Source organism: Algibacter sp. (genome assembly GCF_049667265.1).
Lineage (GTDB): Bacteria > Bacteroidota > Bacteroidia > Flavobacteriales > Flavobacteriaceae > Algibacter_B.
In genome coordinates this window covers 1-2,850 of sequence record NZ_JBATHX010000300.1, presented here as the reverse complement: position 1 = coordinate 2,850, position 2,850 = coordinate 1, and the positions used below count along the sequence as shown (strand labels likewise).

Annotated in this window: 2 protein-coding genes; both read left to right on the top strand. The window is 33.1% G+C overall.

From position 1 onward, the window contains the following. Positions 1-682 precede the first annotated feature (682 nt). Complete coding sequence (locus tag WBN21_RS10910; RefSeq protein WP_424200195.1) at positions 683-2,131, top strand: arginine decarboxylase; 1,449 nt, start codon at positions 683-685, stop codon at positions 2,129-2,131. 36 nt (positions 2,132-2,167) lie between these two features. Then, the coding region (locus WBN21_RS10905; RefSeq protein WP_424200193.1) for a deoxyhypusine synthase family protein at positions 2,168-2,850 on the top strand (683 nt) is incomplete at its 3' end.

Sequence of the window (2,850 nt, the reverse complement as noted above, 5' to 3'; positions counted from 1 at the left end):
CCCATTTCCGTACGTAGGCATTTTGCAAATAAAACCCGAAATCGCCAAATTTAAAGAATGACATTTTTGGATCGATTTCAATTTCTTCAAAACCAAAATCTTTATAAAATTGTCGTGAAAGATTATAATTTTTTGCGCCAATAAAGGTTCGTAAAGATTTTATGTGGTGATTCATGTTATTTTCTTTTAGTTTTATAAAAATAATGAATTAACATGATAATGAAACATGTTAAAGCTTCTAGTTTAGTACCAATGCCGCGTTAGGGATAGTAGTGGAAAGCCCACAGGAACGAGGACTTGCAACGGATAGCCCGACCTTTGTGGTAACGTCCAAAAAAAAATTCAAAAAAAAGCTAAAAACGTTTGGCGCATTAAAAAATAAATTACATTTGCCTCACTTTTTAGGTTAATTACTTAAGAATAGCTGAACACTTTGAACCATGTTTATATGTTCGGGCTTTTGAAAATTAGGAAGTCATACTCAAAAGCAGCTTACCGATTAAGCAACCGAATTTTAAAGCTAACTTCCGTTTCTCCTATACATGCTATACAGCATGAATACGCCTTTGTACCTACTACCGAAAAGGAATTTCGTATTTGAATTGATTTATTTTCACTAATTTAACAACCAGTTAAAACATCAGTTACATTTCACTATTAATTAAATTTTTACTTTTTTACATTGAATACAAAATATTTTGATTTAATAAATCAGACTTATGAATTTCCGCAAGAGGAATTTAAAGTTGATAAAGGACAATTGCATTTTCATGACATTGACTTAATGCAATTAATAAAAGAATATGGCGGACCGTTAAAGTTTACGTATTTACCACAGATTTCTAATAACATAAACAAGGCTAAAAAGTGGTTTGCAAATGCTATTGAAAAGCATGACTACAAAGGGAATTACAACTATTGCTATTGTACAAAAAGCAGCCATTTTAAGCATGTTTTGGATGAGGCTTTAAAGAATGATATTCATATTGAAACCTCCTCGGCTTTTGATATTGATATTGTGGAACGCTTAAAGGAAGAAGGGAAAATCACCAATGATACGTATGTGATTAGTAATGGTTTTAAACGGGCGCAGTATGTAACAAACATAGCGCGTTTAATTAATAGTGGCCATAAAAACGCGATTCCTATTATTGATAATTACGAAGAAATTGAATTATTATCTCAAGAAATAAAAGGTAAATTTAGTGTTGGCATTAGAATAGCATCTGAAGAAGAACCAAAATTTGAGTTTTACACCTCGCGGTTAGGCATTGGTTATAAAAATATTGTGCCTTTTTATAAAAACCAGATTGCAAATAATAAGAAAGTTGAACTTAAAATGTTACACTTTTTTATAAATACAGGAATTCGTGATAATGCCTATTATTGGAATGAATTATTAAAGTGTTTGAAGGTTTATACAAATTTAAAAAAGATTTGTCCGACTTTAAACAGTTTAAATATAGGTGGTGGATTCCCTATAAAAAACTCACTTGCTTTTGAGTTTGATTACGAGTATATGATTGATGAAATTATCAATCAAATTAAATTAACTTGTGAGGAAGAAGATGTTGATGTACCAAACATTTTTACAGAATTTGGAAGTTTTACCGTTGGCGAAAGTGGCGGCGCTATTTACGAAGTGCTTTACCAAAAGCAACAAAACGATCGTGAAAAATGGAACATGATAAACTCATCATTCATTACAACGTTACCAGATACTTGGGCAATTAATAAACGCTTTATTATGTTGGCGGTAAACCGTTGGCAGGATAGTTATGAGCGTGTGTTATTGGGTGGATTAACCTGTGATAGTGATGATTATTACAATAGTGAGCAACACATGAACGCCATTTATATGCCAAAATATAACAAAGACAAACCGTTATACATTGGGTTTTTTAATACTGGAGCTTACCAAGAAACTATTGGTGGTTTTGGTGGTTTACAGCATTGCTTAATTCCGTCGCCAAAGCATATTTTAATTGATAAAGATGCCAATGGAAATATTACCACAGAATTATTTTGCGAACAACAAAAAAGTGAAGACTTACTTAATATATTAGGTTACGGAAAGCGTGAAATAAAAGTGATTAAGAAAGCCGCAAAAGTAGCAACCAATAAATTATAATAAAACAAAAAACGAATACCATAAAATTTAATGACGATGACAACTACTAAAGGACCAATTTCTCAATTTATTGAAACCCATTATTTGCATTTTAATGCAGCTGCCTTGGTTGATGCCGCAAAGGGTTATGAAGCACAGCTGGATTCTGGTGCTAAAATGTTAGTGTCGCTAGCAGGAGCTATGAGTACTGCTGAGTTAGGAAAAAGTTTTGCGGAAATGATTCGTCAAGATAAAGTACATATCATTTCTTGTACAGGTGCTAACCTTGAAGAGGACATTATGAATTTGGTGGCACATTCACATTACAAACGTGTACCTAATTACCGCGATTTAACGCCGCAAGAAGAATGGGATTTGCTTGAAAAAGGATTAAATCGTGTTACTGATACATGTATTCCTGAACATGAAGCATTCCGTCGTTTACAAAAACATATTCATAAAATATGGAAAGATGCCGAGGCAAATGGCGAGCGTTATTTGCCGCATGAGTATATGTACAAAATGTTATTATCTGGGGTGTTAGAACAATACTATGAAATTGATTTAAAAGATTCATGGATGTATGCAGCTGCCGAAAAAAACTTGCCAATTGTATGCCCAGGATGGGAAGACAGTACTATGGGGAATATTTTTGCAAGTTACGTTTTAAAGGGCGAATTGAAGGCAAGCACTATGAAATCTGGTATTGAGTACATGACGTTTTTAGCAGATTGGTACAC